Origin of the sequence: Xanthomonas floridensis (genome assembly GCF_001642575.1) — a bacterium.
Classification (GTDB): domain Bacteria; phylum Pseudomonadota; class Gammaproteobacteria; order Xanthomonadales; family Xanthomonadaceae; genus Xanthomonas; species Xanthomonas floridensis.
The window spans coordinates 231,896-253,351 of the sequence record NZ_LXNG01000045.1; the positions used below are offsets into that span (position 1 = coordinate 231,896).

Annotated in this window: 19 protein-coding genes; 10 read left to right on the plus strand and 9 right to left on the minus strand. The window is 66.5% G+C overall.

Annotated elements, in window-relative coordinates:
- Positions 1-21: 21 nt before the first annotated feature.
- On the minus strand, positions 22-1,983 hold the full coding sequence (locus tag A7D17_RS19050; RefSeq protein WP_064510531.1) for an acetyl-CoA hydrolase/transferase C-terminal domain-containing protein: 1,962 nt from the start codon (positions 1,981-1,983) through the stop codon (positions 22-24).
- 270 nt (positions 1,984-2,253) lie between these two features.
- Here A7D17_RS19050 and A7D17_RS19055 point away from each other — a divergent pair, with 270 nt between their 5' ends.
- From A7D17_RS19055 to A7D17_RS19065, 3 genes are read left to right on the plus strand one after another with little or no spacing between them, the layout of a single operon-like run.
- The gene (locus A7D17_RS19055; RefSeq protein WP_064510532.1) at positions 2,254-2,619 is read left to right on the plus strand and encodes a BlaI/MecI/CopY family transcriptional regulator; all 366 of its coding nucleotides are present in this window, start codon (positions 2,254-2,256) and stop codon (positions 2,617-2,619) included.
- The gene (locus A7D17_RS19060; protein WP_064510533.1) at positions 2,609-3,889 is read left to right on the plus strand and encodes a TonB family protein; all 1,281 of its coding nucleotides are present in this window, start codon (positions 2,609-2,611) and stop codon (positions 3,887-3,889) included. Before A7D17_RS19055 ends, A7D17_RS19060 begins: the two co-directional genes overlap by 11 nt.
- Positions 3,889-4,476: a hypothetical protein gene (locus tag A7D17_RS19065; protein ID WP_064510534.1), complete on the plus strand. Its 588-nt coding sequence runs from the start codon at positions 3,889-3,891 to the stop codon at positions 4,474-4,476. Before A7D17_RS19060 ends, A7D17_RS19065 begins: the two co-directional genes overlap by 1 nt.
- 249 nt (positions 4,477-4,725) lie before the next feature.
- Here A7D17_RS19065 and modC read toward each other — a convergent pair whose 3' ends face one another.
- The 8 genes from modC to A7D17_RS19105 all read right to left on the minus strand — a co-directional run bounded on the left by modC (position 4,726) and on the right by A7D17_RS19105 (position 10,808).
- The gene (gene modC / locus A7D17_RS19070) at positions 4,726-5,340 is read right to left on the minus strand and encodes a molybdenum ABC transporter ATP-binding protein (protein ID WP_064510535.1); all 615 of its coding nucleotides are present in this window, start codon (positions 5,338-5,340) and stop codon (positions 4,726-4,728) included.
- A complete protein-coding gene (modB, locus tag A7D17_RS19075) occupies positions 5,340-6,026 on the minus strand; it encodes a molybdate ABC transporter permease subunit (RefSeq protein ID WP_193395369.1) in 687 nt (228 codons plus the stop codon). Before modB ends, modC begins: the two co-directional genes overlap by 1 nt.
- A gap of 16 nt (positions 6,027-6,042) precedes the next feature.
- A complete protein-coding gene (modA, locus tag A7D17_RS19080; RefSeq protein ID WP_064510537.1) occupies positions 6,043-6,819 on the minus strand; it encodes a molybdate ABC transporter substrate-binding protein in 777 nt (258 codons plus the stop codon).
- 75 nt (positions 6,820-6,894) lie between these two features.
- Positions 6,895-7,719, minus strand: a complete 825-nt coding sequence (locus tag A7D17_RS19085) for an MBL fold metallo-hydrolase (RefSeq protein WP_064510565.1) — start codon at positions 7,717-7,719, stop codon at positions 6,895-6,897.
- Positions 7,720-7,732: 13 nt separating this feature from the next.
- Positions 7,733-8,569 (minus strand): S1/P1 nuclease, encoded by an 837-nt coding sequence (locus tag A7D17_RS19090; protein ID WP_239692254.1) that lies wholly within the window; start codon positions 8,567-8,569, stop codon positions 7,733-7,735.
- Between the two features lie 67 nt (positions 8,570-8,636).
- Positions 8,637-9,251: an OmpW/AlkL family protein gene (locus A7D17_RS19095; protein ID WP_064510539.1), complete on the minus strand. Its 615-nt coding sequence runs from the start codon at positions 9,249-9,251 to the stop codon at positions 8,637-8,639.
- A 119-nt stretch (positions 9,252-9,370) separates the two neighbouring features.
- A complete protein-coding gene (locus A7D17_RS19100; RefSeq protein ID WP_064510540.1) occupies positions 9,371-9,994 on the minus strand; it encodes an OmpW/AlkL family protein in 624 nt (207 codons plus the stop codon).
- Positions 9,995-10,295: 301 nt separating this feature from the next.
- Entirely contained in the window at positions 10,296-10,808 is a 513-nt protein-coding gene (locus A7D17_RS19105) for an SgcJ/EcaC family oxidoreductase (RefSeq protein ID WP_064510541.1), read from the minus strand.
- A 479-nt stretch (positions 10,809-11,287) separates the two neighbouring features.
- Between A7D17_RS19105 and gap the strand changes: the two genes are divergently transcribed.
- The 7 genes from gap to A7D17_RS25050 all read left to right on the plus strand — a co-directional run bounded on the left by gap (position 11,288) and on the right by A7D17_RS25050 (position 21,253).
- Positions 11,288-12,289, plus strand: a complete 1,002-nt coding sequence (gap, locus tag A7D17_RS19110; protein WP_064510566.1) for a type I glyceraldehyde-3-phosphate dehydrogenase — start codon at positions 11,288-11,290, stop codon at positions 12,287-12,289.
- Between the two features lie 288 nt (positions 12,290-12,577).
- Complete coding sequence (locus A7D17_RS19115; protein WP_425479644.1) at positions 12,578-15,469, plus strand: DUF2339 domain-containing protein; 2,892 nt, start codon at positions 12,578-12,580, stop codon at positions 15,467-15,469.
- The gene (locus A7D17_RS19120) at positions 15,466-16,815 is read left to right on the plus strand and encodes a DUF3999 domain-containing protein (protein WP_064510543.1); all 1,350 of its coding nucleotides are present in this window, start codon (positions 15,466-15,468) and stop codon (positions 16,813-16,815) included. The genes A7D17_RS19115 and A7D17_RS19120 overlap by 4 nt, the downstream gene beginning before the upstream one ends.
- Positions 16,816-17,212: 397 nt before the next feature.
- Positions 17,213-18,388: a phosphoglycerate kinase gene (locus tag A7D17_RS19125; protein ID WP_064510544.1), complete on the plus strand. Its 1,176-nt coding sequence runs from the start codon at positions 17,213-17,215 to the stop codon at positions 18,386-18,388.
- Entirely contained in the window at positions 18,385-19,032 is a 648-nt protein-coding gene (locus A7D17_RS19130; protein WP_064510545.1) for an HAD family hydrolase, read from the plus strand. The genes A7D17_RS19125 and A7D17_RS19130 overlap by 4 nt, the downstream gene beginning before the upstream one ends.
- A 255-nt stretch (positions 19,033-19,287) precedes the next feature.
- Positions 19,288-20,754, plus strand: coding sequence for a pyruvate kinase (gene pyk / locus A7D17_RS19135; RefSeq protein WP_064510546.1), 1,467 nt, complete (start codon positions 19,288-19,290; stop codon positions 20,752-20,754).
- A gap of 367 nt (positions 20,755-21,121) precedes the next feature.
- The gene (locus tag A7D17_RS25050; RefSeq protein WP_275655085.1) at positions 21,122-21,253 is read left to right on the plus strand and encodes a hypothetical protein; all 132 of its coding nucleotides are present in this window, start codon (positions 21,122-21,124) and stop codon (positions 21,251-21,253) included.
- Positions 21,254-21,456: the final 203 nt, after the last annotated feature.

The window sequence follows — 21,456 nt, forward strand, 5'->3', positions numbered from 1 at the left end:
TCCGCGTCGGTGAGTCAGCTGCTACCGATCTGAAGTGGTTTGGCGCACGGCATGTACAAGCAGCCGCGCCTGCACGCGCTCGCCAAGACTGCGCGGCGCATCCAGCGCCATGCGCTGCAGGCACGCTGCTTCGTCAGCCTGCAACGTGCCGCGTGCAAGCACGGCGCGCGCCACGGTTACGGCCTTGCCGGTCGCACTGGCCGTTGCAGCCTTTAGCCAGGTCAAGGCGCGCAACAGCTGCTGCTCGATCGTGGTGAAGTCGCTGCCCAGCGGGTAGTCGGGCAGGCTGCCGTCGCGGCGAAACGGGGCCAGCGCCTGCTCCAGTATTTCTGGCGTATTGCGTTGCGCGCGTGCAGCCAGTTGCGGTGGAGTGCGTAGCTTGCGCGACCGCGTCGCCTGCGCCAGCAACGTGTCTTGAAAGCGGGCATCGCAGATGCCGGCCATCTCCAGGACGCATTGCTGATCGGTCTTGTGCCGCAGGTCGGCGATGCCGTATTCGGTGATGTAGAGATCGCGCAGGTGGCGCGCAATGGTGGTGTGGCCATAGTTCCAGCGCACATTGCTGGCCGCTCGCGCGCCGGCATCGCGGGTGGCGCGCAGCATCAGCGCGCTGCGTGCCTGCGGCAGCGCATGCGCCATCGCCACGAAGTTGTACTGGCCACCCACACCGGACACCACGCGCCCATCCTCCAGACCATCGGACACCGCCGCCCCCAGCGCGGTGGCCATCATGCAGGAGTTGAAGAAACGCGCATCGTGCCGTTGCAGGCGTTCCAGCGCTTCGTTGCCACCATAGAGCTGGTTGATCTCGCTGATGCGGCGCATGCCGATGGCATCGCGGGTCTGTTCGTCGAGTGTGCGCAACCAGTGGTAGAAGTCCGGCGAGCCGAGATAGAACGCGCCATGCAGGAATTGGCCTTCGCGTGCCAGGCGTGCCTGGTCATCGGCATCGGCACTGCCATCGGCGATGCGTTGCATCAGTGGCAGGTCGTCGTGCACCTTGCGGCGGATCACGCCACTGTCCACCAGTTGCTTGAAACCTTCGTTGAGCATCTCGCTGCAGCCATACAGACCGATCGCGAACGGCTCCAGCCCGCCGCTGGCCTGCACGGCCGGATGGGTTGCAAGTTCGGGGTCCAGTGCCTGCAGCACGCGGCGATAGGTGGCATTGTCGGTGTGGCGCAGGACCAGCGCATGGCTGAGGGCGTCGGCCAGCGTGCCGATGCCGATCTGCAAGGTTCCGCCATCGCGCACCAGGGTGCTTGCGTACAGCCCGATGGCGTAATCGACGCTGCTCACCGGCTGCCGCGGCAAGCCGAACAGGCGCGGCGAGGGGCCGGGCAGGTCGATGACCAGATCGAAGAACGCCGCGTCCACCGCAGCGGTGCCGCCGATCCAGGGCAATTGCGGGTCGACCTCGGCCACCAGCAACGGGCGTGGCAGCCCCAGCGACTGCACCGCGTCCAGGGTGTCCTGGGTGATGTCGTTGTTGCACGACAACGACAGCCGGGTACCGCCAGGTTCGCGTGCGACCTTCTGCACGATCAGGTTCGGCGCCCGCTGCGCTACCGCCGCCGCTGCGTGCGTGTAATTCAAACTGGTGTAGTCGGCCTGCGCCTGCGTCGACTGCAACAGGCCGCCGGATTGCATATAGAACTCTTCCACCTGGATATGCGCAGGCAGGGCGTCGCGCAGCATCGCATCGACATACGCAAGTCGCGGGAAATCCTCACCGAAGTGGCGCGCGATGAACGGCGCCGCAAAGCGTGCCTGAAGTCCGGTGCCCGGCCCGGGTGGATTGAGCGAGAGCGCGGTGTATAGCGCCAGCGGCCGCGACGGGCTGTCCTTGAGCATTGCGTACAACGCGTTCAACAGCCGGTGCGGCTTGCCGATGCCTAGCGGCGCGCCAACGCGCAGGGGGCCGTCGATGTGGTGCAGGATCCACTCCAGAGCGGAGTCCAGGTCGGTGAGGTGGTCGGTCATCCGTGCAGGGTAGCCGACTCTCGCAAGGCCGCGCCGCGCAACGCGTTGCCGACCGGAATGCAGACGCCCGATCGCTTTCCCAGTCTTGACCCCGCGCCATATGGTCGCGCGCTCCACCGCCTTCGATACGCGGCAGGAGCCGCTGAAATCGCGACGGTTGCAGGTGTGGATCTACTCGCGGCCGGCCACTGTGTGAGAGGCCCATCGAGGATGCACTTGACAGCAGTTCCGGTTACGGGCGTAATCGATAAAAATTACAGGTGTAATCGGATGCCGATCAGCGACGCCGAAGCCGTGGTGATGCAGGTACTCTGGGATGGCGCGCCGCGCACGGCCGAGGAGGTGGTGGCAGCGCTGTCGCAGACCGACTGGGCCGAGCCCACCATCAAGACCCTGCTCAATCGCCTGCTCACCAAAGGTGCGATCGCCGCCCGGAAGGATGGGCGCAAATACCTGTACACGCCGGTGCTGCAGCGCGACCAGTGGGTGCAGCAACAGAGCGAGGGCCTGCTGCAACGCCTGTTCGGCGGCCGGGTTGCACCGCTGGTAGCGCACTTCAGTGAGCGGGGGCAACTGAGTGCATCGGATGTGGCCGACCTGAAGCGCCTGCTCAAGGAGTTGGATGATGAGCGCTGATGCCATGGTGCTACGGACCACGCTCTACACCAGCGCCGCGGTACTGGCCTGCCTGCTGCTGCGGGGACGCTTGCGTGCTTGGTTAGGCCCCTCGGCTGCCTATGCGATCTGGGCCAGCGTGCCGCTTGCGTTGCTGGCTGCACTGCTGCCTGGCCCACCCGTCGGTACGGTGCCGCTGCCCGGATCGGCACTGGTGACACTGCCGTTTGCACCGGGCAGCGTCAGCAGTCGCAGCAACTGGCGCGAAGCACTGGGCGTTGCGTGGTCGGCTGGCGTAGTGCTGATGGCCCTTCGGGTGTGGCGCAGCCAATGGCGTTTCGTGCGCAGCCTCGGGCCGCTGCGTGCACTGGGCAACACGCTGTGGGTCGCAACGCATGATGTGGGTCTGCCGGCGTCGTTGGGCGTTCGACGTCCACGCATCGTCCTGCCGCCGGACTTCACCACCCGCTATAGCGCCGATGAGCGCGCGTTGGTCCTGGCGCACGAGCAGCAGCATCTGCATCGCGGCGATCTATGGGCCAATGCCCTGGCGATCGCGCTGCTGTGCCTCGGTTGGTTCAATCCGCTGCTGTACATGGGATGGCGCGCGTTTCGCCTGGATCAGGAACTGGCCTGCGATGCCGCGGTGATGGCACTCCATCCCGGCAAGCGCCGCAGCTATGCCACGGCCATGCTCAAATGCCAGCTTGGCAGTGCCTGGACGCCACTGGCCTGCCATTGGGCAGCGACGCATCCCCTGACCCAGCGGCTCACCGCGTTGCGGATGCCTGCAATCGCCATGCAGCGCGCGCGCAGGAACGCGCGTGCAGTCATGCTGCTGGCAGCCATCGCCAGCCTCGCCTGCTGGGTGATCCAGCCGGCGCGTCTGCACGCCATGCCGGTTGCCGGCGACCCGGTGGATTTCAGCACGATGCAGCCGCCCAGGTATCCGGCTGCGGCAGTCGCTGCGCGTCTTGCCGGCCTGGTCGAGCTGCAGATCCAGGTGAGCCCGAGTGGGATACCCGAACGCATCGCCATTGTGCATAGCCAGCCGGCCGGGGTGTTCGACCAGTCCGTACTTGAGGCCGCGCGCGGCTGGCGCTTCAGGCCTGCCTCTGTCGATGGCAGAGCGGTGACCTCGACGATACGCGTACCGGTGCGCTTCGAACCGGATCCGCCGGAAGACGCTTCCGGCATTGCCCTGGCTACCGACGGTCCGCATGACCCTGCGCAGCTTGAGCACAGGACCGGCTGTTCGTTGCCGGGGTGCACTGCGCAGGAGACGCGGTGATGCGGCGCGTGCTGGTCTATGCAGGCGGTGTCCTGGTGCTACTCCTGAGCGGTTGCGCGAGCCGGCCAGTGATGGAGCAGGAGCGCAGTCAACGCGAGGATTCGGTCGATCAACGCATGTTGCCGCTGCAGTCGGGTGCTGGTGGCGCGGCTGCGATACAGGCCTATACGCTGTCGTCCACACAACGCTTTCGCATGCCACGCGCCGTGCGCAGCGATACACCCGCGCTACCGCCGGAGTCGCCGCGGCAGACCCTGGCGCCGACCACGGTTTGCGTGCAGGTGATCCTCACGGCCGATGGCGCGGTGCAGCGCGTAGACCCCTTGTCCGATCGCGATGAGTGCGGCGCCGTGCTGCTGCCCGAGCATGCCGATCTGCTGCAGGCCGTGCGCGCCGCGGTCATGCAATGGCAGTTCGTGCCGGCAGCGATGTGTACCTACGCGCCTGGCGCAACACCGCCGGCAGACCTGGACGACTGCACGGGCGCCGCGCATGTGGAGCCCGTGCCGGTGACCTTGCCGTTTGCCTTCACCTTCGAGGTGCGGCAAGGCAAGGCGAGTGTGCGCTCTGGTCAGGTGGCGCGCTGAGTGAGGCGTGCGAAGGCCAGCATCATCGTACCTGGCTCGGTGCCTGGCCAGGGGCGGGATCGCGCGCCGTGCCGGGCATGGTGCGTCCACCGAGGTGGTGTGCCTGGGTAACGCAACGAGCATGCAGCGCGCGCCATCAACCAGACGCAGAACGCGACGGCATCCATGGGGAAAGTGGAATGACTGATCCGCTTCGCGTCGACCGATCCGCAAACGCCAGCTGTGCGGCCGCTGACGCCGGTGATCCCATCAGCTCAACACATGCACGCTATCGGCTATGCGCTGTACTTCATCCGGGTTATGGCTGACGTACAGCATCGGCAGACGGATTTCATCGCGCACGCGCTGCAGGTACGGGATCAATTCTTCGCGGCGCGCCTGATCCAGCGCCGACAGTGGCTCATCGAACAACAGGATTGCCGGCTGCGACAGCAGCGCGCGGCCGATCGCCACGCGCTGCGCCTCGCCGCCAGATAAATTGCGTGGCCGGCGCTGCAAGAGCGGTGCGATGCCGAGCAAGGCCACGACATCGTCGAAGCCGAATGTCGCCGCACCGCGCGCATGCCGGCCATAGCGCAGGTTGTGCCGCACATCCAGATGCGGGAACAGCCGCGCATCCTGGAAAACGTAGCCGATCCGGCGCTTGTGCGTGGGCAGGTCCACACGCTGTTGGTGGTCGTACAGGCAGCGGCCATCGATGCGGATATGGCCTGCATCCGGCTGGACCAGGCCGGCGATGGCATTGAGCACCGTGGTCTTGCCTGCGCCGGACGGCCCCACCAATGCCACGACGCGTGCTGCGTCCTGGATGCAGATGTGTCGCTGGAAGTTGCCACGGCGTAGATGCAGGTCCAGATCCAGCATCAGCCGTCCTCGCGCGGATGCTGCCGGCGCACCAGCCATTCGGAGAGCAGCAATGCCACCAGCGAGATCGCCAGGGACACCGCCGCCAGTCGCCACACGCCCGATTCCATTCCCGGCACCTGCATCAGGCCGTAAATGGCCGACGACAAGGTCTGGGTTTCGCCCGGGATATTCGACACGAAGGTGATGGTGGCGCCGAACTCGCCCAGTGCCTTGGCGAATGCCAGCACCACGCCGGCCACCAGGCCAGGCCAGGCCAGGGGCAGGGTGATGCTGAAGAACACCCGCCACGGTCCGGCACCAAGCGTGGCCGCAGCCGCTTCCAGACGGCGGTCGGTGGCTTCGATCGACAGCCGGATCGCACGCACCATCAGCGGAAATCCCATCACCGCACAGGCCAATGCCGCACCGGTCCAGCGAAACGCAAACTGCACGCCGAGGTGCTCCAGTAGCCAGCTGCCGATCACCCCCTGCGTCCCCAGGGTCACCAGCAGCGCATAGCCGGTCACCACCGGCGGCATCACCAGCGGCAGATGCACCACCGCATCCAGCAGTGCCTTGCCCGGGAAGCGCCGGCGCGCCAATAACCAGCCGCAGGCGATGCCCGGCGGCAGGCTGGCCACTGCCGCCACCAGTGCAACCTTCAGGCTCAGGCCGATGGCGATCAGCTCCTGCGGGGTGAACATCGACAAGCGCTGCGCCTCAATCCTGCAGCGAGAAGCCACGACGGGTGAAGATCGCCTTGGCCGGCGCGCTGCGCAGCCAGGTGACGAAGGCGGTGGCGGCCGGGTTGCGGCTGTTCTTCAAGGCAGCGACCGGATAGACGATGGGCGCATGACTGTCGGCGGGGAAGGTGGCCACGACACGCACCTTGGCGTCGGCGCGTGCATCCGAGCCATACACGATGCCCAGCGGCGCCTCGCCACGCGACACCAGCATCAGCGCTGCGCGTACGCTCTCCGACTCGGCCAGGCGTGCCTGCACGCTGTCCCACTGGCCAAGCTTGCGCAGCGCTGACGCAGCGTATTTGCCGGCCGGCACGCTAGTGGTCTGGCCAACCGCCAGGCGGCCGCTCTGGCCCAGGGCCTTGGCGATGCTGCCCGGCGCACGCGGATCCACCTGCACCTTGCTGCCCGCTGGCGCGATCAGCACCAGGGTGTTGCCCAGCAGCTGCTGGCGATGTGCCGGCTCCACCAGGTTGCGCTGCTGCAGATAGTCCATCCATTCCAGATCGGCCGAAAAGAACACGTCCGCCGGAGCGCCTTGCTCGATCTGACGCGCCAGCGCCGAGCTTGCGGCATACGACACGCGCACCGGCGTTCCGGTGGCCTTTTCGTACGCGGCAGCGGCGTCGTCCATCGACTCCTTCAGGCTGGCGGCCGCGAACACGGTCACCGGCGCGGTCTGCGCGCAGGCCAGCATGGGCAGGGCAAGCATCAGCACGCACAGGGCGCGCTGCCAGAAACCGATCATGCGCATGGGACGTTCCAAACAGGTGGCGGGCACCGATCATAACGGCTGCGCCGTGACCGGCGTGGCGACCGCCAGCGGGGCTTACGGAATTCCATCCCCGCAACGCCCCGCCTGCAGGTTGGCCTGCAGCGCCGGGCCGATCAGCCTGGGCTCCGGCAGGGTAGCGTCGCGTGCCTGCCGCTGCGCCACGAACGCCTCGATGTCCACGCCATCGCGCACGTGGATATTGCTACGCCGCTGTTCGCCGATAGTGGTCTGGTACGCCACCGGCCGGCCGGCCGGGCCGTAGTCGTGGCAGACGAATACACGGGTGGAATCCGGCAGTGCGTACAGGCGCTGGATCGAGGCATATAGCTGCCGCGCATCGCCGCCAGGGAAGTCGCAGCGGGCAGTGCCCGCGTCGGGCATGAACAGCGAGTCGCCGGGGAACAGCGCATCGCCGATCAGGTACGCAACGCTGTCGCTGGTGTGGCCGGGTACGGCGATGACCCGCGCCTGGATGCCGCCGAGCAGGAAGCGTTCGTCATCGGCGAACAGATGATCGAACTGCGAGCCATCGGCGCGAAAGTCCTGCGGCAACGCGTAGCGCAGTGCGAGCGTCTGCTGCACCTGGGTGATGCCGGTGCCGATGGCGACGCGCGCCTGCGGCCAGTGCTGCTTGAGCCACTGCGCGGCGGACAGGTGGTCGGCATGCGCGTGGGTTTCCAGCAGCCACTGCAGCTGCCATCCGCGTTGCCGGATGGCAGCGACGATCGTCTGCGCGGTGTGCATGCCGATGGCGCCGCTGTCTGCTGCATAGTCCAGTGCCGGGTCGATCACCGCCGCCGCGCCGGACGCCGTATCGGCCACCACGTAGGTGAAGGTATTGCTGTCGGCATGGAAGAACGCAAGCACCTCCGGCTGCATCGGCGTCTCCATGTCAGCGGGCGGCCAGTGCCGCATTGAGCACGGCGGCCAACCGGTCGCCGGCGATGCGCAGCTGCGTTTCGGCGATCGGTCGGTAGGTGGCCATGTAGCCCTCCGGCAATACGTGCGCCGTTGGGTACGTGCCGGGAGCAATGGCGATCTTGCAGGACGCCTGTGCCCACGCCGCTGCCGGCGGCGGCAGCACTGGCGAGACAGGGGCGGCGGCTGGCAGGGCCAGCAGACGTTGCAGGTAAGCCTCGTCGCTGAGGTGGCGGTCGTTGAGCATGCCGCTATCCCACAGCGCATGCAGGTTGCTGCCCTTGCCATCGACCTGCAGCTGGAAATCGTTGCCGCCCTTGTCGTGCGCATAGCCGGCGTGCATGGGTTGGTGGATGTCACCGACAAAGTGCACCACGAACTTCAATGCCTGGCGGCGCACCTCCAGCGGCTGGCTGCGGTCGGCGAGCAGTGCGGTCTGCCGCTCAAGCGCGGCAATCACGCAGTTGCCATCCGGACAGTCGCGTGGCGGCTCGTAGCCACAGTCGTGTTCGCCCAGGTTGACGTAGTGCCACGGCCCGGAGCGCTTGCCCAGATCCGGATCGTGTTCACGCAACTCGTCGGCCCAGCTGGCGACGCCATGCAACGTCGGGTCCGGCTCGCCGGCCAGCAGCTGCGCCACCTGCGCACGCGCCTGCGGGCTCAGCTCGGTTTCTGCAACGCGGGCCACCAGACGGTGGCCTTGTGCGCCCCAGGCGAAGGCGGTGATGGGCTGGATCGCCGCGGTCAGCGCCGCGGCAAGGGCGAAACGGGACAGGGAAAAGATTTTCATCCCCGGATTGTACGCAAGCATCGCGGGCGGTTATGTGGCTGCCGCCGACACCTTGCCATTGCCTATTGGCACGGCAGCGGCAGCGCGATCAGTAATAGACCAGGTACGAGATGCCGTAGGTCAGCGGATCAATCCGCGCCTTGCCCAGCCGCGTGCCGTTGAAGTCGACGTTGCTGCGCGAATCGGTCCAGCGCGCGTCCACACGCAAGCCGCTGCGGTCGTTGAAGATGAAATCCACACCGACGTGCGCGGTGGCGCCAACCGAATCCCCAAGGCGCAGGTCGCCGTTGCCGAGCGCCGGTTCAGTGTCTTCGCCAAGCAGCATGCTGTAGTTGATGCCCACGCCCACGAACGGCGACACCGTGCCGTAGCCATTGATGTGGTACTGCAACAGCACGCTGGGCGGCACCGACCAGTAGCTGCCAACCTTGCCGACGCCTTCCAGTTCAAGGTCGTGCCTGCCGGCAACCGAGGCGTTTACTTCGATGCCCAGGTTGTTGCGGATGAAGTATTCGTAGGTGAACGACAGTGTCGGCGCACCCTTGATCTCGGCGCGTGCGCCGCTGAAGTTGCCGCTGTCGGACTTGGGCGAGACATAGCCCGCGCCATAGCCGGTCGTCCAATGGCCGGCCGACTGTGCAAGGACGGGAGTGGCCGAAGCGGCCAATGCGATGGCGAGGGCGGTGCGGATGAACATGCTCATGGAATCCCCGGTAGGTCGGACAGGCGCTCGACGCGATCGACCTGTCCGCAACTCCGGCGGTGGATGCACGTCCCTGGACGTCAAGTGTGCCAGAGATGCACCGCGCTTGCTGCTGTACCTCAGAACCGATACACGTATGCCGCGCCGTAGACCAGCGGGTCGATATTGACCGTGCCGATGCGGGTGCCGTCGAGGCGGGCTTCGCTGTCGATGTCGATCCAGCGCGCGTTGACGCGCAACGCGCCGCGCTCGCCGAGTTTGAAGTCCAGCCCGGCATGCAGGGCCAGGCCCCACGAATCGTCCAGTTCCAGCTCGCTGCCGGCCAGTGCACCGCTGGTATCGGTGCTGAAGAACCGCGTGTAATTGATGCCGGCGCCGACGAACGGCGAGACCTTGCCCTGGCTGTTGAAGTGGTATTGCAGCGAGATCACCGGTGGCAAATGCTTGGTGCTGCCGACGCGTCCCACTCCGCGCAGCGCGATGTCGTGTTCGAACGGCAGCGCAGCCAGTATTTCGATGCCCAGGTTGTCGGCGATGAAGTATTCGGCCGTAAAGGTCGGTTTGATGTCCTTGCCCACGTCCGCTTCAAGCGTGCCGCCGACCAGGCGGCCATTGTCGGATTTGGGAGCGACCTGGTGCGCGCCGACGGCAACGGTCCAGTCACCTTTGGACTGAGCCAGTGCGGGGACGCTGGCAAGGCTGGCGGCCAGGCCGGCGAGCAGAAGGGAAGAGCGCATGCGCATAGAGGGTCTCGGTGTGTGGAGGGGATGGACGAAGTCTTGAGGGTTTGCGTGGCCGCCGCCTTGATCCTGATCAAACCAGGGCCGCAACCATCCGGGTCATCGCGATGCGGGTGGTGATGCGTCGGCGGCAGCGTCGCTGCGCAATGGCAGCAGCGCGGCGCGCCATGGCGCTTGTCGCAGGCAGGCCGCAGGCCGGATGCGCAGTGCGTTGCGGACCGCGCCACCGTCGGCGGGGGAGGTATACCGACGGTGATGCGCGGTAGGGCGCAGACAGCGGGCGGCGCACTGCCGGGCGCGGGCATTACTTGGCCCTGGCGACCTGCGGGGCGTCCACTTCCGGCATCGCGGAGCTGTGATGGTTGATGATCAGCCACTTGCCGTCGCGCTTCTCATACACGAAGGTGTAGCGCGCCTGCACATTGCTCTGCTTGCCGTTCTTGTCGGTCAGGGTGAAGGTGTAGACACCGGCATCCACTGCGCTGTCGTCATCGAGCACGCGCACGGTGCGGTAATTGATCACGCCTTTGGGCTTCTTGGTCAGGAACATCTCGAAGTAGTTTTCGATCTGCGACCGCGAGGCGCGCACCTCGTTGGAGACCGTCGGCAGCAGCACGCCATCGGGTGCATACAGGTCGGCCACCTTGTGCGGGTTGCCCGTGGCCAGCGCCGCATTCCAGGTATCGAACAGCGCGGCGACTTCGCGCGCTTCGCCATCGGCCGGTAGCGACGCCTTCTCGGTGTAGTGCATGACGCCGCCGGCCAGCGCCGGGGTGGCAGCCAGAGCCAAAGTCAGAGAGAACAGGATGCGACGCATGGGGAATCTCCGTGTGATTGATTGGGTGCCTCAGCAGGCAGGGCCAGTATCGAAATCCACGGGGTGCCGAAATGCTGCTGGTCGGCATATGCATGAATAAGCTTTTCGGCGTAGCTGGTTTAATTATAAGTAATTGGAAAACAAAGAATATTTACGTTGGTGGTCGCGATCGGTGAGTTCGCTGGTGTTTCGATGACGGGTAAGGATGTAGGGACTGCCTGGCCACAAGCCGCGCAACGGCAGGCGCAGGTCGGCCCTTCATGCGGGTGCCGATTCCCGTCGGGCCAAACAGCCAAGGTGCCAGCTGGTGGCTACAGGGGGCGCGCGCGGTGGGTGTCCGTCATCGCTCTGATCTGGAGCGACCCGCATCCCTGCCTGCCGCGTGTGCACGCAACAGCACGGCCGTACCAGAAGGACGCTGTTAGAATGGTGGCCCCTTTCCATCCGCCGCGCTGTCGCGGCCGCAGGAGCTAGTGAACATGGCAATCAAGGTTGGCATCAACGGATTCGGTCGCATCGGACGCAACGTGCTGCGCTCTGCGGTGCAGAACTTCGCCAATGACATCGAGATCGTGGCCATCAATGACCTGCTCGAGCCCGACTACCTGGCCTACATGCTGCAGTACGACTCGGTGCACGGCCGCTTCAAGGCCGACGTCTCGGTCGACGGCAACACGCTGATCGTCAACGGCAAGAAGATCCGCCTGACCCAGGAACGCGACCCGGCCAACCTCAAGTGGGATGCCGTGGGCGCCGATGTGGTGATCGAATCCACCGGCCTGTTCCTGACCAAGGAAACCGCGCAGAAGCATCTCGACGCCGGTGCCAAGAAGGTGATCCTGTCGGCCCCGTCCAAGGACGACACCCCGATGTTCGTCTACGGCGTCAACGACAAGACCTACAACGGCGAGGCGATCGTCTCCAACGCGTCGTGCACCACCAACTGCCTGGCACCGCTGGCCAAGGTCATCAACGACAAGTGGGGCATCAAGCGCGGCCTGATGACCACCGTGCATGCGGCAACTGCCACCCAGAAGACCGTGGACGGCCCGTCCAACAAGGATTGGCGTGGCGGCCGCGGCATCCTGGAGAACATCATTCCGTCCTCCACCGGTGCAGCCAAGGCCGTGGGCGTGGTCATTCCCGAGCTCAACAAGAAGCTGACCGGCATGAGCTTCCGCGTGCCGACCTCTGACGTGTCGGTGGTCGACCTGACGGTTGAACTGGAAAAGCCGGCCACCTACGCCGAGATCTGCGCCGAAGTGAAGGCACAGAGCGAAGGCGCCCTGAAGGGCATCCTGGGTTACACCGAAGATAAGGTGGTGGCCACCGACTTCCGCGGCGAGACCTGCACCTCGGTGTTCGACGCCGACGCCGGTATCGCGCTGGATTCCACCTTCGTCAAGCTGGTGTCCTGGTACGACAACGAGTGGGGCTATTCCAACAAGTGCCTGGAAATGGTGCGGGTTGTGGCCAAGTAAGTTTCAGCATGGTCTCGAAGAACCCCGGCATGTCCGGGGTTTTTTTATGCGCATGCATCGGTGGGACGGTATGTCGCCGAGCCTGTTGGCGGGACTGTCGGTCGGCAATCAGTGTGTTTGCGTGGTACGGCAGTGTGCTGCAGCCGCTCTTCTCGCATAGCTCTATCCGGCCGGCGGCAACGCGCCTGCGGAGTGAAAAACTCCACAGGGCGTGTCGTCCGGCAAATCCTTGCACGCGGCGACTTTGGCGCGCGCGCCGGGTAGCATGGCGGCGCTAGGGTCGGCCGGATGCCGGCTAAAGGATGCGCGTTGGAAACGATAATCGTGCTGGTGGTGCTGGTGCTGCTCGCGGTACCGGTGGGCGTCGTGATTGCGCTGGTGTGGATCGCCGGATTGCGGCGGCGCGTGGATGCGCTGGAGCAGCGGCTCGCGCACTGGCAGGCTGGCGCTGCGGACGCAGTGGCGCCAATGGCGCCAATGGCGGCGGCAGAGCCGGCGAGACAACCAGCCCCTGCGCCGAGGCAGCAATGGCCTGGATCCGGCAGGTCTGAGGCGATGGATGGGGGGGCTGCCGATGCAGCAGTGACTGCCGGTACGCCCGCGGTCGTGCTGGATGCGCAACCCGATACAGCCGTGCCGCTGCCGCCACCACTTCCTGCCGCGGCTGGTGCAGATGCGCTTTCGGCGGCTGCGCCGCCGTTGCCGGCAGCCGCCGCGCAGGGCGACGCATCATCACGCGCGCAACCGCAACCGCAACCGCAATCGCAACAGCCGCAGTCGCAGCCGCAGCCGCAACCGCAGCCGCAACCGCAGCCGCAGCCGTGGTCCGACGCGCCGGCCGGGCCGGACCCGGTCATGCGCGCGCTTGGTGCGGTGAAACGTTGGTTCACCGAAGGCAACGTGCCGGTCAAGGTGGGCATGCTGGTGTTGCTGGCCGGTGTGGCCTCGTTGCTGAAGTACGCCAGCGACCAGGGCTGGATGCGCATGCCGATCGAACTGCGGCTGGCCGGCATCAGCGTCCTGGCGCTTGCCGGGCTGGTGTTCGGCTGGAAGCAGCGGCTGCAACGCCCCGGGTTCGCGTTGGCGTTGCAGGGGGGCGCGATTGGTGGATTGCTGTTGACGGTGTTCGCGGCATTCAAGTTGTACGCATTGCTGGGCGCAGGCCTGGCGATGGGCATCAGCGTCGTGTTGGTTGCGGGCATGTGCGTGCTGGCAGTGCTGCAGGAGTCGCGCACGCTGGCGGTGTTGGGCGTGCTGGCCGGTTTCCTGGCGCCGATCTGGCTCTCCACCGGCAGCGGCAACCACGTTGCGCTGTTCTCGTACTATGCCGTGCTCAATGCCGGCATCGTGGCCATCGCCTGGACGCGGCCGTGGCGGGTGCTCAACCTGCTGGGATTCGCCTTCACCTTCGGCATCGCCACGCTATGGGGCGCGCTGCAGTACAGCCCGGCAAAATTTGCCACCACCGAGCCGTTCCTGTTGCTGTTCTTCGCCATGTACGTGGCCATTCCGGTCCTGCACGCGCGACGCGGCGATGGCAGCGCGGGCTGGGTGATCGATGGCGGCCTGCTGTTCGGCACGCCGCTGGTGGCCTTTGCGTTGCAGGCGCGTCTGCTGGAAGGCGAGCGTCTGCCGTTGGCGCTGTGTGCGGTGGCGGTGGCCGCGGTCTATGCGGGCCTGGCAAGGTGGCTGCTGCGCCGTGCGTCCACGCGGCTGCTTGGCGAAGCGCATGCGATGCTGGCGGTTGGCTTCGCCACGCTGGCAGTGCCGCTGGCGTTGTCGGCCCGCGCCACCGCCAGTGTGTTCGCGCTGGAAGGTGCGGGCTTGCTGTGGCTGGGCTTGCGCCAGCAACGACGGGTTCCGCAGGTCAGCGGTGTCGCATTGCAGCTGCTGGCGGCCGTCGGCGTCGCCTTCGGCGTGGATGGCTGGCGGTACGACGCCATGGCGGTGGCCAATGCCACCTGCATGAGCGCGTTGCTGCTCGCCATTGCCGGCTGGGCCAGTGCCTGGTTCCTGCGCGATGCCGGGCAGCCGCGTCGCGCATTGGTAGCGTATCTGTGGGGACTGGGCTGGTGGACGCTGTGTGGAGTCCACGAAATCCTGCGCTTTGCCGGCGATCTGCGCAGCGAGCCGGATCTGCTGCTGGGCTTCGTGGCGCTCAGCGTGTGGCTGGCGGCCGAGGTGCATCGGCGCCGGCCAGCAGCGGCCCTGGTCTGGACCGTCGTGGCCGGGCTGGCGCTCGGCGCGCCGTTGGCGTTGTGGCAGAACCACGCGCACGTGCAGCCGTTTGCGCACTGGGGTGCACTGGCCTGGCTGGCGTTCGCGCTGGCAGGCGTGCGTGGCCTGTGGTGCCTGCGCATGCAGCCTGGCAGCGGCGCGATCGTGGCGCAGTTCATCTGGTGGCTGTTGTGGCCGGCGGTGGTGTCGCTGGGCGCGGCCTGGCTGGCGGATGCCTTTGCCCTTGCCAATGGCTGGCGCTGCGCCTTGCTGGCGACCCCCTGGTTGGCAGTGGCCGCGGTCGGCTTGCTGCGCTGGCCGTGGCTGGCGTGGCCGCAGAAAGAGTCGTTCGCGCCCACTCGCAATGCCTTGCTGGGCTGCGTGTTTGCGGTCCTGGGCATCGGCTGGCTGATTGCAGTACTGGACCCGGTCAGCCCGGCGCCCTTGCCGTGGGTGCCGCTGCTCAATCCGGCCGAGCTGGCGCAACTGGCCGTGCTGGCCTTGTTCGCACGTTGGGCCTGGTCCGGGCATGCACCGTCGGCGCTGCACGGCTGGCGGGTGACCACGCTTGGGGTGCTGGGATGGGCCATGATCACCGGCAGTACGTTGCATAGCGTGCACCACTGGGGTGGGGTGGCGTGGGATGCGCGCCTGGTGGAAGCGACGTTGTCGCAGACCAGCCTCACCATCGTGTGGAGCGTGCTCGGCGTGCTGGGCTGGGTGATCGGTTCGCGGCGCGGTCAGCGTGGTCTGTGGCTGGGTGGTGCGTTGCTGATGGGGTTGGTGCTGGCCAAGCTGGTACTGGTCGATCGCCAGCATCTGGGCAATCTGCTCGGCATTGGCTCGTTCATGGCCTACGGGCTGTTGTGCACCGTGGTGGGATATCTGGCACCGGCGCCGCCGCGTGCCATCGTCGAAGGACGCGTTGCCGGCGACGACAGCGCGGGGAAGGATCAGGCATGAACGCACGGCATTGCGGATGGCTGTTGCTGGTGCCGCTGATGGCGCAGGCCGCCGATGTCCGCCCGGACTATCGGCAGCAATGGCCATTGCAGCTGGCGGCGTCCGATGACGGTCTGTATCAGCTGACATTGAATGAGGCGGTGTATCGCAATGCGCATGACGCGGCAGCGCGCGATATCACGGTGATTGATGCGCGCGGCGAAGAAATGCCCACCGCCGCGCTGCCTGCCGACGCGGCACCGGTGGCGGCACCGCGCCGGCACCGCTTGCCGGTCTTCGCATTGCCCGAAGGTGCGGCAACCGGCAAGGGCGATCTGCAGTTGATTGCCGAGCGCGATGCCAGCGGCGCGGTGCGACGCCTGGAGGGGCGTTTCGCCACCGGAACCTCTGCAGCTTCTGCTGTGGGCACTAGTTGGTTGATCGATGCCAGCGCGCTGCGCGATCGTCCGCGCGCGCTGTGGCTGGACTGGGCGGGCGACACACCGGTACAGGCGCAGCTGCGGGTGGAAGGCAGCGACGATCTGCGCGACTGGCGCGTGCTGGCCTCCGATGCCACGGTCATGGCGCTGGACAATCAGGCGCAGCGGCTGCAGCAACGCCGCATCGCCGTGGATGGCGGCGCCCGCTATCTGCGCATCGTGCCGGTGTCGGGCAGCCTGCCGGCGCTGCGGGCGGTGGAGGCAGAACTCGACGGCCTCACCACACCTGCGCAACTGACATGGCTGGACTTGCCCGGCACCGCGCAGGACACCGCGGTGACCTACGTCCTGCCGGGTCGCTTCCCTATTACGCAACTGGATGTCGGTGGTGGCCAGGCCGAGGCAGTGCAGTGGAACGTGGACAGTCGCCAGACCGATGATGCGGTGTGGCTGCGGCGGGCTGGCCCCTGGTTGGCCTATCGGCTCGGTCGCCGCACCTCGCCGCCGCAGCTGCTGTCCGCGCCGGTGCGCGATCGCCAATGGCGTCTGGTGGCGGCCCAGGGGCGCAGCACTGCAGTCCCCGCCTTGCGGGTGGCTTACCAGCCCGAACGCCTGATGTTTCTTGCCCAGGGCCAGCCACCGTACGCGCTGGTTGCCGGCAGCGCGCGCGTCCAGCGTGGCGATGCACCGCTGGCGGACATGTTGCAGGCGCTGCGGCAGCAGCGCGGCACGCAGTGGCAGCCGGCCCAGGCCGCGGTGGCGGCCCGTGCGCAACCGTTGGCGGGTGCGGCGGCACTGCAACCGGCGGCCGCCCCGCACGATTGGAAACGCTGGCTGCTGTGGGCGTTACTGGTAGCAGGCGCCTTGCTGGTGGGCGGTTTCGCCGTGAATCTGCTGCGCAGCAACGGCGCCAATCGCGAGGCCTGAGCCTGCATGCGCCGCGGGCGGTTTGCCGCTGCGGCGCGAAGGTCCGACAATGGGCGCCCCCCGTCGCCAAGGCAGTCGCATTGCCCGTCGTGTCCGACCGACCACCGTCCGCGCCATCCGCACTTGCGGCAGCGGCGCCCGCCCAGCGCACCATCCGGTTGCGGAACGGCGGGCCGATTCCGAACCCTGAATGCCCGATCTCCGCCGCCAAGGCTGTGGTCTCCGAGCCGTCGGCGTCTGCCGCAGGTGCAATGGCGGCGTCGTTGTGAACCGCGGCGCCCGGTCAAGCTGGCGCAGTCGCGCCTTGCGTTGCGTACAGCGCGTGCACGCACGCGCGGCACCGTATACCAATCCCCAATCCCGATTCCCTAATCCCCAGACTTAGCGAGCCACGCCCATGTCCATCGTCCGTATGACCGACCTCGATCTCTCCGGCAAGCGCGTGCTGATCCGCCAGGATCTCAACGTGCCGATCGACAACGGCCAGATCACCTCCGAGCAGCGCATCACCGCCTCGGTGCCCACCATCAAGCTGGCGCTGGAAAAGGGCGCCGCGGTCATGGTCACCTCGCACCTGGGTCGCCCGAAGGAAGGCAGCTGGACCGAAGAAGATTCGCTGGCGCCGGTGGCCGCGCGCCTGACCACCTTGCTGGGTGTGGATGTGCCGCTGGTGCGCGACTGGGTCGACGGCGTGGAGGTGGCGCCGGGCCAGGTGGTGCTGCTGGAAAACTGCCGCATGAATGTCGGCGAGGGCAAGGATGACCAGACCCTGGCGCGCAAGTACGCCGCGCTGTGCGATGTGTTCGTCATGGATGCCTTCGGTACCGCGCACCGTGCGCAGGCGTCCACGCATGGCGTGATCCGCTTTGCGCCGGTGGCCGCCGGTGGCCCGCTGCTGATGGCCGAACTGGATGCACTGGCCAAGGCGCTGGACAACCCGGCCAAGCCGCTGCTGGCGATCGTGGCCGGCAGCAAGGTCTCCACCAAGCTGGAGCTGCTGTCCAACCTGGTCAACAAGGTCGACCAGCTGATCGTCGGTGGCGGCATTGCCAACACCTTCATCGCCGCGGCCGGTCATGACGTGGGCAAGTCCCTGAACGAGCCGGATCTGATTCCCACCGCCAACCAGATCGTGGCCGACGCCAAGACCCGCGGAGCCGAGATCCCGCTGCCCACCGACGTGGTCGTCGCCAAGCAGTTCCTGCCCGACGCGCCGGCCAGCGTGAAATCGCTCGACGCAGTGGAGGCCGATGACCTGATCCTGGACATCGGCCCGCAGACCGCGCAGCGCTACGCCGAGCTGATCGCCAATGCCGGCACGGTGGTGTGGAACGGGCCGGTCGGCGTGTTCGAATTCGCGCCCTTCAGCCATGGCACCGAAACCCTGGCGCGCGCCATCGCCGCATCCAAGGCGTTCTCCATTGCTGGCGGCGGCGACACCCTGGCGGCGGTGGACAAGTACGACATCGCCAAGGACGTCACCTACATTTCCACCGGTGGCGGTGCGTTTCTGGAATTTCTGGAAGGCAAGACCCTGCCGGCGGTGGCCGCGCTCGAGGCCCGCGGCAAGTGAGTGCAGCCACGCTGTTTTTCGATCTGGACGGCACCCTGGTCGATTCGGAGCCAGGCATCGTCGCCAGCATCGCGCATGCCTTCGAGACGGTGGGCCAGCCGCGCCCGTCGCCGCAGACCCTGCGTGCCTGGATCGGCCCGCCGCTGCGCGACAGCTTCACCGAGTGCTTCCCCGACGATCCGGCGCTGGTGCAGCGCGCACTCGGCGTCTACCGCGAGCGCTACGACGCGGTGGGCTGGACCGAACTCAGCGTGTTCGACGGCATCGGCGACGTTGTCACCGGCCTGCAGCACGCCGGTCATCGTCTGGCGGTGGTTACCTCCAAGAATGAGCGCTATGCGCGCCGCATCGTCGAGCATCTGCCATTTGGTGCCTGCTTCGAGAACGTGATCGGTGCCAGCGAAGATGGCGAGCGCCGCTTCAAGCCGGACCTGATCGCCGAAGCATTGCGTCGCCTGGAGATCGACAAGACCGGCTGCGTGATGATCGGCGACCGCCGCATGGATATCGACGGTGCCAATCACCATCGCATCCACAGCATCGGCGTGTTGTGGGGCTTCGGCGACGAAGCCGAACTGCGTGCCGCCGGCGCCGGCGCGCTGGCACGCACGCCGGCCGAGTTGGCAGCATTGTTGCAGGCGTGAGCAGCACGCCGCGGCCGTTGCGTTCGCTTGCGCGCTGCATCGGCGGTGTCGGTGCGCATCACGCAGAGCAGTCTTCACCGCCACCGGGTTAGGGTGGCGACCGTCTGCGTTGCCGCTGGCAGCGTAGACGCAGGCGTACGTACTGTCCCGCACTGTCTGTAAGACATGCCGGAATCGGAGGGTGGCTATGCCGCAATGCCATCCTCGGTACGTGACGTGTGTGTTAAGTTTCGCGGCTTTTACAGGGAGGCCATCATGAAAGAACGTCAACGCCGCACCAAGATCCTCGCCACCCTCGGACCGGCAACGGATGCGCCCGGTGTGCTGGATACGCTGTTCAAGGCGGGCGTCAACGTGGTGCGCCTCAACTTCAGCCATGGCGACCCGTCCGGCCAGGCCAAGCGTGCCGCGGAAGTGCGCGCCGCTGCTGCCCGTGTCGGTGCTGAAGTCGGCATCCTGGCCGACCTGCCGGGCCCGAAGATCCGTATCGAACGCTTTGCCGAAGGCAAGATCAAGCTGACCATGGGCGAGCGCTTCGACCTGGTGGCCGATGCCAATGCGCCGGCCGGCGACCAGCACCAGGTGGGCGTGAGCTACCTCGGTCTGCCGCAGGACGTCACCGCTGGCGACGTGCTGCTGCTCGACGACGGCCTGGTGCAGTTGCAGGTCACCGACGTGCAGGGCGAGCGCATCGTCACCAAGGTGTTGAACGACGGCGTGCTGTCCGACCGCAAGGGCTTGAACAAGCAGGGCGGCGGTCTGTCGCTGGGCGCGCTGACCGAGCGCGACAAGGAACTGATCGGCATCGTCGCCAAGATCGGCGTGGACTTCATCGCGGTGTCGTTCTGCCGCAACGCGCAGGACATGCACGACGCGCGTCAGATCGCCCAGCAGCACGGCTGCGATGCGCAGCTGGTGTCCAAGATCGAACGCACCGAAGCGATCGAGAACCTGGTCGAAATCGTCGAAGCCTCCGACGTGGTGATGGTGGCGCGCGGCGATCTGGGCGTGGAAATCGGCGATGCCGAATTGCCGGGCCTGCAGAAGAAGATCATTCGCGAGTCGCTGGCGCAGAACAAGGTGGTGATCACCGCCACGCAGATGCTGCAGTCGATGGTCGAAAGCCCGATTCCGACCCGCGCCGAAGTGCTGGACGTGGCCAATGCGGTCATCGACGGTACCGATGCGGTGATGCTGTCGGCCGAAACCGCCGCCGGTGCCTACCCGGTGCGTGCGGTGGAAGCGATGGCGCGTATCTGCCTGGGTGCCGAGCACCAGTTCGAATTCGATACCGATTTCGAAGCGGCGCAACGCAACCTGCAGCGTGCCGACCAGGCGATCGCGATGGCGACCATGTTCCTGTCCGAGCACATCGGCCTGGGCGGCGTGGTGGCGTTGACCGAATCCGGCGGCACGCCGCGCTTTTTGTCGCGCTTCCGCTCCAACATGCCGATCTATGCCTTCACCCGTCACGATGGCGCGCGCCGCCAGATGGCGATGATGCGTGGCGTGTTCCCGATCAGCTTCGACAGCCGCGGCCTGACCCCGCGCGAAGCGGCACGTGCGGCGATTCGCCTGCTGGTGGAAAACGAGCGCATGGGACCTGGCGACCGCGTGGTGTTCACCAGCGGCGAGCACATGGAAATGCACGGCGCCACCAACACGCTGCGTCTGCTGGAAGTGGGCGAAGACGGCCGCGCCACCGGTCTGGGCGAGCTGTAATCCCTGTTGACGGCATCGGGCGCATGACCTGAGCCGGACGACGCGACACACAACGGCGGCCCCAGGGCCGCCGTTGTGCTGTGTGGAGATGCCGGCGCCGGCGAGTGCTCGGCCTGGGTCGGCGCGTTGCTCAAGGTCCGTATCCGGCGACTACGTAGCCAGCACAACATCACCGCCGCGCTGCTGTAACGGTGCGGCGGCGACGCGCCATGTGTTTCACAAGGCAAGGCCTGTCCACGACTTCGATTCGGTCTTCCTGCTCGTCGACGAAACGGAAGAGCTGTGAGCGACGTGCGGTGTGACCGGATAGATGACGACGAAAGGAGGGCTAGTCGTAACGTTAGTAGCGCATGCCGCAGGCAGCTCCATGCAACAGACCAACATCCACACACGCCAGCCAACGCATGCGTGGCGCATGTTCAACCGCGCCACCGCAGCTCATTGGCGCGATGCATCACAGCAAAGCAAGCAACAAGCTGCACGTCATGCTTTGCTTTGACGATTCCCGATTCCCGATTCCCGATTCCCGATTCCCGATTCCCGATTCCCGATTCCCGATTCCCGATTCCCGATTCCCGCGATGCGAGCCGCGCCACACATCCTGTCACGCAGGCAAGGTGTAATCGGTTGCAGACATTCCGTGAAGGAATGTGTACGACTTTCGTCGCTATACTTTCGTTCTCCCCCGCAGCTGCCACAGGA

Bases quoted from the DNA above. Each gene is read 5' to 3' on its own strand.
- A7D17_RS19095 (WP_064510539.1), bottom strand. From the start codon at position 9,251: ATGAGCATGTTCATCCGCACCGCCCTCGCCATCGCATTGGCCGCTTCG.
- modB (WP_193395369.1), bottom strand. From the start codon at position 6,026: ATGTTCACCCCGCAGGAGCTGATCGCCATCGGCCTGAGCCTGAAGGTT.
- pyk (WP_064510546.1), top strand. From the start codon at position 19,288: ATGAAAGAACGTCAACGCCGCACCAAGATCCTCGCCACCCTCGGACCG.
- A7D17_RS25050 (WP_275655085.1), top strand. From the start codon at position 21,122: ATGCAACAGACCAACATCCACACACGCCAGCCAACGCATGCGTGGCGC.
- A7D17_RS19115 (WP_425479644.1), top strand. From the start codon at position 12,578: ATGCCGGCTAAAGGATGCGCGTTGGAAACGATAATCGTGCTGGTGGTG.
- A7D17_RS19055 (WP_064510532.1), top strand. From the start codon at position 2,254: ATGCCGATCAGCGACGCCGAAGCCGTGGTGATGCAGGTACTCTGGGAT.
- modC (WP_064510535.1), bottom strand. From the start codon at position 5,340: ATGCTGGATCTGGACCTGCATCTACGCCGTGGCAACTTCCAGCGACAC.
- A7D17_RS19105 (WP_064510541.1), bottom strand. From the start codon at position 10,808: ATGCGTCGCATCCTGTTCTCTCTGACTTTGGCTCTGGCTGCCACCCCG.
- A7D17_RS19120 (WP_064510543.1), top strand. From the start codon at position 15,466: ATGAACGCACGGCATTGCGGATGGCTGTTGCTGGTGCCGCTGATGGCG.
- A7D17_RS19060 (WP_064510533.1), top strand. From the start codon at position 2,609: ATGAGCGCTGATGCCATGGTGCTACGGACCACGCTCTACACCAGCGCC.
- gap (WP_064510566.1), top strand. From the start codon at position 11,288: ATGGCAATCAAGGTTGGCATCAACGGATTCGGTCGCATCGGACGCAAC.
- modA (WP_064510537.1), bottom strand. From the start codon at position 6,819: ATGCGCATGATCGGTTTCTGGCAGCGCGCCCTGTGCGTGCTGATGCTT.
- A7D17_RS19125 (WP_064510544.1), top strand. From the start codon at position 17,213: ATGTCCATCGTCCGTATGACCGACCTCGATCTCTCCGGCAAGCGCGTG.
- A7D17_RS19065 (WP_064510534.1), top strand. From the start codon at position 3,889: ATGCGGCGCGTGCTGGTCTATGCAGGCGGTGTCCTGGTGCTACTCCTG.
- A7D17_RS19085 (WP_064510565.1), bottom strand. From the start codon at position 7,719: ATGCAGCCGGAGGTGCTTGCGTTCTTCCATGCCGACAGCAATACCTTC.
- A7D17_RS19050 (WP_064510531.1), bottom strand. From the start codon at position 1,983: ATGACCGACCACCTCACCGACCTGGACTCCGCTCTGGAGTGGATCCTG.
- A7D17_RS19090 (WP_239692254.1), bottom strand. From the start codon at position 8,569: ATGCTTGCGTACAATCCGGGGATGAAAATCTTTTCCCTGTCCCGTTTC.
- A7D17_RS19100 (WP_064510540.1), bottom strand. From the start codon at position 9,994: ATGCGCATGCGCTCTTCCCTTCTGCTCGCCGGCCTGGCCGCCAGCCTT.